The sequence below is a fragment of the Gemmatimonas sp. genome (assembly GCF_046594945.1).
Taxonomy (GTDB): domain Bacteria; phylum Gemmatimonadota; class Gemmatimonadetes; order Gemmatimonadales; family Gemmatimonadaceae; genus Gemmatimonas.
The window spans coordinates 21,203-30,001 of sequence record NZ_JBKJRB010000004.1 but is presented as its reverse complement, the minus strand read 5'-3'; the positions used below and the strand labels follow the sequence as shown (position 1 = coordinate 30,001).

At 66.3% G+C, this 8,799-nt stretch carries 7 protein-coding genes; 1 reads left to right on the top strand and 6 read right to left on the bottom strand.

From position 1 onward, the window contains the following. Positions 1-103: 103 nt before the first annotated feature. From ACLL97_RS00430 to ACLL97_RS00420, 3 genes are read right to left on the bottom strand one after another with little or no spacing between them, the layout of a single operon-like run. Entirely contained in the window at positions 104-820 is a 717-nt protein-coding gene (locus ACLL97_RS00430) for a hypothetical protein (RefSeq protein WP_411278497.1), read from the bottom strand. Beyond that, entirely contained in the window at positions 820-1,512 is a 693-nt protein-coding gene (locus ACLL97_RS00425) for an HAD family hydrolase (protein ID WP_411278496.1), read from the bottom strand. The genes ACLL97_RS00430 and ACLL97_RS00425 overlap by 1 nt, the downstream gene beginning before the upstream one ends. After that, positions 1,509-2,474: a DMT family transporter gene (locus ACLL97_RS00420; RefSeq protein ID WP_411278495.1), complete on the bottom strand. Its 966-nt coding sequence runs from the start codon at positions 2,472-2,474 to the stop codon at positions 1,509-1,511. The genes ACLL97_RS00425 and ACLL97_RS00420 overlap by 4 nt, the downstream gene beginning before the upstream one ends. 81 nt (positions 2,475-2,555) lie before the next feature. On the opposite strand from ACLL97_RS00420, the gene ACLL97_RS00415 reads away from it, so the two are divergent. Then, on the top strand, positions 2,556-2,981 hold the full coding sequence (locus tag ACLL97_RS00415; RefSeq protein WP_411278494.1) for a DUF6941 family protein: 426 nt from the start codon (positions 2,556-2,558) through the stop codon (positions 2,979-2,981). A gap of 193 nt (positions 2,982-3,174) precedes the next feature. Here ACLL97_RS00415 and ACLL97_RS00410 read toward each other — a convergent pair whose 3' ends face one another. From ACLL97_RS00410 to ACLL97_RS00400, 3 genes are read right to left on the bottom strand one after another with little or no spacing between them, the layout of a single operon-like run. Next, the gene (locus tag ACLL97_RS00410) at positions 3,175-3,933 is read right to left on the bottom strand and encodes a C40 family peptidase (RefSeq protein ID WP_411278493.1); all 759 of its coding nucleotides are present in this window, start codon (positions 3,931-3,933) and stop codon (positions 3,175-3,177) included. A gap of 33 nt (positions 3,934-3,966) precedes the next feature. After that, positions 3,967-4,968, bottom strand: a complete 1,002-nt coding sequence (locus tag ACLL97_RS00405; protein WP_411278492.1) for a P1 family peptidase — start codon at positions 4,966-4,968, stop codon at positions 3,967-3,969. A 9-nt stretch (positions 4,969-4,977) separates the two neighbouring features. Then, a complete protein-coding gene (locus ACLL97_RS00400; protein WP_411278491.1) occupies positions 4,978-8,712 on the bottom strand; it encodes a PAS domain S-box protein in 3,735 nt (1,244 codons plus the stop codon). Between the last annotated feature and the right edge of the window lie 87 nt (positions 8,713-8,799).

Genomic DNA, 8,799 nt, shown 5'->3' with positions numbered 1-8,799 from the left:
TCCCGGCGGGACCTGCCGCGCCGCGCTGCCGCCGCGAGCTGCCGCCGCGAGCTGCCGCCGCGAGCTGCCGCCGCGAGCTGCCGTAGCTTACTACCGTAGCGGGCTACCGTAGCTCGGCGGCGATGCCGGTCCACGCATCATCGGCGGCGGCGAAGACGCCGCGGATCGTCTCCACCCACCGCCGCCAGTCGGCAATGCGCGTGTCGAGTGCACCGCCCCGCAACGCATCCCCCGCCAGCCCCATGATCGCAATGGCGGTGAACACCGTCTCTGCTTCTTCCTCGAGCGCCGCTTCCACGGCACGTTGCTCCGCGACATCGCCAGGAGCTTTCGTGGCGGCGATCTCGCTGATGGCCCGCTCGATTTCCTTCACCAGCGTGGCCGCGTCGAGCAGCATGACCTGACGCGCGGGATCGCTTATACCTTCCACCGACCGTCGCGCGGCCAGCAGTGGCGCGAACCAGCGATCGTGCGCGGCGGCGGGCGTGCCCCGCGACGAGCCAAGTGACTTGAGTCCTCGCGTGAGCTCCGGCACCGCGCAGGCGCGATCGAGGAGCTGCAATCCGAGCGGTCGAAGCTGTTCGTCACCACTCAGTTCGAGCACATCGTTGCTCACGAGGTACACCGTGAGCGACGACGGGCCGCCGGCGATCCCATCGATACCGCTGAGCGACAAGCGCCATGGCGTCGCATCCTGCCACGCCAACACAAGCGTCTCCTGATCGATCGTCACCCGGGCCGACGTATCGATCTCGCGGCCCTGTACGATGCCGACGACGCGCGCCTGCGCCGTGATCACTGACGTGATGACCGACGTCATCAGGCGAGGATCGCCGACACAACGGCGTCCGTATCCGTGAGAGTCGTGAACACCGCCGCCGGATGGTGCATCGCCAGATCGTCGGTGCTGTACCGTCCGGTGGCCACCCCGATCGCACGCACGCCCAGCGCGCGCCCACAGTGAATATCGGCCGGCGTGTCGCCGATGATGACCATCCGATCACCCGCGATGTCGAGTCCCAGCAGGTCGAGCGCACGTCGCTGAGCGACGGCCGGCAACTCGTGACGCTCTTCGTGATCGCACCCGAATGCGTTCGCGCGGAACTGTGCGAAATCGACCTGCACCGCCTTGAGCTTGGCGCGCGCGCCGCGCTCGATGTTGCCCGTGAGCAGTCCCAGCGTCACCCCGTCGTGACCGCGCAGTGCATCGAGCAGCGGTGGAATACCGTCGCACAGACGCGCCGGGGTGGTCCCTTCACGCGTGAGCTCCTCATCGAGTCCGTGCACGTACTCGTTGAGCAGGTCGTCGAGCCGACTGGAGATGATCGCGTCGGTAAAGCCCGCTTCGCGCATCTGTTCACGCGCGATTTGGCGATCGGTCTTGCCGTCGTAGCGGTAGCGCGTGTCACCGGTCGTCCCGAATACGCGCAGCAGAGCGTTTTCCATGGCGCGGCGGCCGGCGCCGTCGGACCAGAGCAGTGTACCGTCGATATCAAACAGAACGAGCTTCACGAGGTCTGGACTGAGGATGAAACAGCAGCGGAGCGTGCAGCCATGGGTGTCGCATGCGCCGTACGCGACAGCAGGAGCCCCGCCATGATGAGCGCCGCGCCCAGCAGCTGCCACATCGTGGGCTGCTCGCCAAGCATGAGCCAGGCGAAGGCGATTGCGACGATCGGCTGCAAGTTGCCGTACATGGCGGTGCGGGTGGCGCCGAGTACGCGTACCCCGCGATAGAACAGCAGATACGCCACCACCAGCGCACCGATGCCGGCGTACGTCACCGCCCCCCACTCTCCCAGCGACACCGCGCCCCAATCGAGTGCGATCAGGTCAGGCAGTGCAATCGACACCAACACCAGCGCACCGCTGGCCATGGTGATCGCCGACAGATGCAGCGGATGCGTCGTCTTGGTGTAGGGCTGCAGCAGCACGCTGAAAGTGGCCCACGCGATACTGCCGAGCGCAATCAGTCCCGCCCCCAGCATCACGTCGCGCCCTCCCTCGAAGCCCTGCGCGCTGCCCACCACACAGGCGACGCCCAGCAGTTGCAAGCCAATGCCGCTCCATCCGCGCAACGGCAGATGCTCACGTCCGAGCATCCGCGAAATGATCGCGATCCACGCCGGTCCGGCCGCCACCACCAGCGCTGCCACCCCGGCGCGCGTACGCGACATGCCAAAGATGAAGAACAGCTGGTAGACCCCGTTGCCGATCAGACCCAGCAGCGCCAGCGTGATGATGTCGCGTCGTGACGGGAGCTTGGTGTCGCGCACGAATGCCGCAATGACGAACAGCACGATCGCTGCCATCGCGACCCGCAGCCCGTTGAACGTCAACGGCGAGAGCGTACGCAATCCCGCCTTCACGACGCTGTAGTTGATCCCCCAGATGAGCGACATGAACACGAGTCCGAGGTCGGTGGTCCCGAAGCCCGGACGGGATGCCGCGTGTGGAGTCTGGGGTGATGTCATAATCCCTGAAATCTAGACACCTCGACAGCGACTCGCGCGCAGCGGGTGGAATCCCCGGCGCGGGACCGGTAGCTTCCACACATGCATGTTTCCTTTGCGCTCTTTGCCGACGCCGCGAACATCTCCCAGGAAGGGAAGCTCAACATCCTGGGCGTATTCGACGCCGTCCATGTGGGTCAGCTCCCGGCCCTGCACCCACGCGCCACGTTTGTGGTGCGCATCAAGGCCGCGCCCAGTGACGCCGGCGATCATCCGATGACGCTACGCTGGGTGAACCCGCGCGGCGCCGAGCTCTGGGTGTCGAACGCCGAGCTCTCCATCGCCCCGCCACCCCCTGGCACTACGGAACTCGACATGCCGGTGATCGTGCAGCTCGATTTGCCACTCGATCTCACGGGTGACTATCGCATGATCGTGGAACTGCGCGACGAAAAGCGCGGAGAAGCGCTGCTGCACGTAAAAGGGCAGCCGATAGTTCCGGGGGCGGCAGCAGGCATGGTGTCTTGAAAACTGACTAGGGGCGCTCGGAATGAGGGGCGCTAGGAATAAACGGCGCTAGGAATAAACGGCGCTAGGAATAAGGGGCGCTAGGAATGAACGGCGGAACAGCAAACTGCGCGCGCGGTTCGTTGTTCCGCTTCTTATTCCTAGCGCCGTTCATTCCTAGCGCCGTTCATTCCTAGCGCTGTTCGCAGTCCAATCAGACCGCTCTTCGTACGCCACTGCGCTGTTCCTTCAGCCGCGCCGGCAACTCGTCTTCCACATGTATCCCTCCGCGCGCGAGGGAACTGTGGACCAGGCGGCCGTCGCCGGTCGCGATGCCGACGTGCGTGATGCGCCGGTCGTCTCGATCGGAGAAGAACAACAGATCCCCGGGTGCGTGTTCCGCCGTCACGTCGTCCGTCACCAGCATCGTATCCTCGGCTTGCTGCCACGCGTCGCGACGCAGCGGGACGCCGTGCAGCGCGAAGATCCGTTGCACGAAGCCCGAGCAGTCCACGCCCCACGGCGTGACGCCGCCCCACTGGTAGCTGGCGCCGGTAAACAGCGAGAGGGCGCTGCGCACGATAGCGTCACGGTCGCGCGGGAATTGTGCGGCGCGCGCCGTCGCATCGATCACCTCCCCGTTTACCAGCTCCAGCCCCGGCGCCACGCGTGCACCGAGTGGCAGCGCGCGTCGGAATCCGTAAGCGTCGCGCGTGACACAGCCCAGCGAGATACGCCACGTGGCTTCGGTGCCCGTGAACGGCATCAGATATCCCACGTGGGTCCATCCCTCATAGTCATCGGCGCCGCGCACGCGCAGCCAGTCGCCGCGTCCGTCCACCAGCTGCAGGACTTCGCCGGCCAGGAGCTGCGACGTGAGCGGCGCGGAGATACGCGCATCGCCCAACAGCGGCGCGATCGCCGAACGGACCGTGAATCGGTCGGCGGTGGAGAGCGTTAGTGCAGTGCCCAACAAAGGACTCTCAGCAGAGGGGGAATTGGCGCATCACGACGCACTGGCGCGTGTGTCGGCCACACCGGGGATGCCATCGCGACCGTGTGCGGTCACCACTCCACGCTCGATCGCGCGCTCCACCGCCGCGCCGGCCACCGCTTCGATACGCGCCAATGGCACGCTGTCGGCGTCGGCGAATCCGGGGATCGCGTCCAGTGGTGATGCCGCGAACAGTACGTCGCCGTCGAATGACGTGCCGCACGGCGTGATCCGGTGATGCATGGCCGCCGTTGTCGCCCTGGCCAACTGTGACAACTGCGCCTTGGTGAGCGGCATACTGACCGCCACGAACACCAACGTTGTGTTGCGTCGGACCGAGGCCATCAACGCGAACTCGGCCGGCGCATCTTGTCCACGCAGTAAGCGCACGGCGTCGAGGAAACCACCGTGTCCATCACGCGCGCCGGCAATGATACGACCCTGTTCATCGCGCACGTCGCCGAACGCATTCACCACCGCGAAGGCCGCCGCCAACACCCCGCCGCCTTCGGCCACTCCGATGCCGACGCCACCTTTCATGGCAGCGGAAGGCCCCACCGCCTTGCCCACCAGTGCGCCGGTGCCGGCCCCGATGCTGCCTTCCGCGATCGACGTCGCGGACGCCTGATCGCAGGCCGTGTATGCCATCTCGGCGGTTGGACGGGCATCGAATCGGCCAAGCGGAGCCAGATCAAAGATGACCGCCGTGGGCACGATCGGCACCACGCCGCCACCGACCGGGAAGCCGCGACCGCGCTCTTCCATCCACCGCATCACACCGGCCGCGGCATCGAGCCCGTAGGCCGAACCACCCGTGAGCAGAACGGCGTCCGTACGATCGACCAGATGGTCGGCGTCGCAGGTGGCCAGCTCGCGCGTGCCACTCGCGCGTCCGAGCAGCGCCGCGCTACAGCGAAATGGCCTGCGGATGCCGCGAATCACGCTGCATCCGGTGGCGCCGTCGTGGTCGGTGGCGTGTCCGATCGCCAGGCCGAGCTGCTCCCAGGGGGTCATCCCGGAAAGTTAACGCGACTCCTCGATCAGCTGGGCCACGCGTGTCTCGAGTTCGAGCAGCGTGAACGGCTTGGCCAGCACCGGCCGACCCGTCAGGCGGATAAACCGCGATGCGGTCGCACTGTGCAAGTCACCGGTCATGAACACCACCCGACGGGCCTGATCCGGATCCCGCGACTCGATCAGTTCGTATACCTGTTCTCCGGTGAGCCCCTTCATGCGGAGATCCAGCAGAATCAGATCGTACGAACGGTCCGCCAGCAGGTCGAGCGCGTCGGATCCACCCTCCGCCACATCCACCACGTAGCCCGTGTTGCGCAGAAACCGACTGATGGCACTCCGCAGCGTGGCCTCGTCTTCGATCAGCAGCAGCGACCGCGTCGCCACCGGCGCCGCTCCGGCGGTTCCGGTGTGCTCGGTTGTCGTTGGCCGCGTCGCTAGCCGCGTCGTTGGCCGCGTTGTTAGCCGCTCCGTTGGCGACGCCGTCGAGGCCGGAAATGAGAGCGTGAACGCTGCCCCGCTACCCGCGCGCGACTGCGCATCGAGCATCCCGCCGTGATCTCGCACGATGGCGTTCGCAATCGTGAGACCGAGTCCGCGGTGGCCGTGCTCGGTCCGCGTCGTGAACATCGGTTCGAGAATGCGCGGGAGATGATGCGACGTGATACCGGGTCCGGTATCGTTGACTTGAACCTCCACACCCTTCACGCCTTCGCGCGTGTGCACGCGGATGCGTCGCTCACCGTCGTGACCGATCAGCGCCTCTTCGGCATTCACCAGCAGATTCGACAGCGCCTGTTGAAGCTGGATCGCATCGCCGGAGATTGGCGGAAGATCATGCGCTGCGGCGAACTCGACGTCGATACCATGCTCGCGAAACCCGTACCCGTGCAGGTCGATCGCGCGCCGGACCAGTGCGTTCAGATCCACTACCTGGCGCTCGCCAGCGGTCTGTGGTGCTTCGCCGGTGGAGTCGAGCAGCTGCGATACGATCCGCGACGCACGACGCGCCTGCTCGCAGATCTCTTCGATGGCACGACGATCCTGGGCGAGCATCGTTGTCGACCTGGCCTGCAATTCGGCCACTGCCAACAGATTCGCCAACGGGTTGTTCAGTTCGTTCGCCACGCGACTCAACGACTGTCCTACCGCCGCCATTCGTGACTGCTGCGCGTTCGACTCACGTGCGATCTCGTCGTTCGTCACGTCGCGAATGATACCGAGCGCACCGACGACTTCGCCGTGTTCATGAATCGGCGCGGTCGTGATCATCCCCATCCGCAAGCCGTTCACGCCGATGAAGCGCATCTGCAACCGCCGACGCTGACCGGCCAGCGTATCAGCCACCAACGTCGTCGCCGTTTCACGATCGGCCGGGTGCACCATCACGGAGAAGTGCTGCCCCAGCACCTCCTCGCGCTGCACCCCGGCTTCGTTCAGGAACCCCGCGTTCACCGAGGTGAACAGGCCGTTCAGATCGCAGGTGCAGATCGCATCGGTCGCCGCTTCCACCAAGCGCATATTCAACGACTCGGATCGCTCGCGGGCGCGCGATTCGGCACGGCGATCGGTGATGTCGTGCAGACAGGCCACCGTCCCCGTGACCTGTCCCAGTTCGAACAGCGGTGCCGAGCTCACGCGCACCAAGCGGCGCTCGCCATCGGCGCGCAACACCTCGCATTCGTACTGCTGCCCTTCGCCTTCACGGGCGAGACGCTCGAATGCCTGCACGCTCTCGATCCAGTCGGGCGTCGTGAGGTTCGCGACCGCCTCGCCTTCGAGATTCGGTCGATGGAAGAGCATGTGCGACGCCGGATTCGCGAACGTGATGCGACCATTGAGGTCGGTGATCACGATCGCGTCCGATACGGTGTCGAGCACTTTGCGATGCAGCTCGGCCAGCCGGTGTGAGTCCGTCACGTCGTCGAACGTGATCACACAGCCGCCATCGGGGTGCGGCGCCGCCACGAGCGAGAAGAGCCGTCCGGTGGCGTCGTCGCGTACGATGTCGCGGGTGAGAACCCCTTCCGCCAGCGCGCGGGTGATGAAGCGGTCGACCGCGCTCGCATCGAGCGTGGCACTGCTCCCAACCAGGGCATCGCGGAACCGGCGACCGAGCAACTCGGGGATCGTCGTGCCGCACAGCTCTGCTGCACGCGAGTTGCAGCGACTCACCGTGAGCGATTCTTCGAGCACCACGATACCACTGGCCGTACTGTCGAAGGCCACCTTCCATTCGCGCGTCGCCTTCTCGACTTCCTCGAACAGGCGCGCATTCACGATGGCAACCGCCACCTGATCGGCGAGACGCTGCAGCACCTTACCGTCTTCCTGGTCGAACGCGCGCTCACGATTCATCACGGCGATCGAACCGATCGTGCCGCGTCCGGTAATTAGTGGCGCGATCACCATGCGCTGAATCGGTGCCAAGTGCTGCACCATGCGATGGAGCGCGGTTTCCGTGCTCCCTTCATTCAGCACGATCAGCTCGTTCGACACCACCGAGCGGCCGATGACGCTGCCCGTGACCGGGAGATGCACGCCACTGAGCACGTCGGCGCTGCCAATGGCGGCCACGATATGCAGATACTCGCCGTTCCGCAGCGCGACACAGGCGCCCTCGACGCCGAGCAGTGATACGGTATGACGCAGGATGAGCCTCAGCACTTCACCGAGCCGCAGCGACTCACCGACGGCGCGCGCCACATCGGCCAGCGCCTCGGTCGTGCGTCGTTCGCGCTCGCTCTCGGCGTATCGACGGGCGTTGGCGATCGCGGTCGCGGCCTGTGACGCCATCGTGGCCAGCACCTCTTCGTCTTCCGCCGTGTAGACGTCGGCGTTCGTAGAGTGCACCGCCAGCACGCCCAGCAATCGAATGCCGACGCGCACCGGAACGGCGAGCACCGACGTCGCCGCACCCGATTCGCCGACGATGTCGTACATCGAGAGCGGCGGGGCAAGTCCGGCGCGTTCACGAGCGCGGTCGGCGTCGCGATCGCCCACGCGGACCGGACGACCGGTGCGCGCGACTTCGGCCACAATGCCTTCACCCAAGCGCACCGGTCCGCGGGCCCGTTCGGCACCGCGCACGATCCGCAGACCGGTGGTCAGGATGTCGGCGTCGAGATCGGGAAGCAGCACGGCCACGCCATCGGCGCGCACGGCACGCTGCACTTGACGGGTGAGCTCACGCATGATCTCGTGCTCGTCGAGCGAACGCGTGAGCGACGCACCGGCCTCCTGCAGGCGCAACAGCCGCTCGTGACGCTGCTCGGCCAGCTGGCGCAGCGCATCGTAGGCCACGCGGGCCGCGAGATGGCGCGCGATCGCGCTGATGTCGCGACGCACCACTTCACGGGGACGACGACCATCGCGGGGACGGGCCAGCTTCACGATGCCGAGCAGGTCGCCGTCGGCTCCGCGCAGCAGTGCGACAATCAAGTCTGTCGGCAGCCAGGTGTGACCGTCGCCGGCCGGCTGGGCGTCGGCGCCGAAGAACTCGCGCGCCACCCAGGCATCACTGCCATCGAGCAAGTGCAGGTCGCCAACGCGGAACCGCTCCAGTTGCGACAGGCGACGACGCCACACCGCGCCCGGCAGCGGCTTGAGCGCGAGTCCCGTGAGCGGGGCCGGGTCGGGCACTCCCGCCTCCACTACCGTGATCGGATTCATCGATGCGTCACGCAGCGAGATCGTGACCCGGTCGAAACCCATCTCGTGCAGTAGGTCCGCCGTGACTTGCACTCGTGCGACCGTCGACTCAGCGCGATCTATCGCGTCGAGAGACTCAGTCAGCGACGGCGCCGACAGACTCGAGGGGGAAGGTAGGGT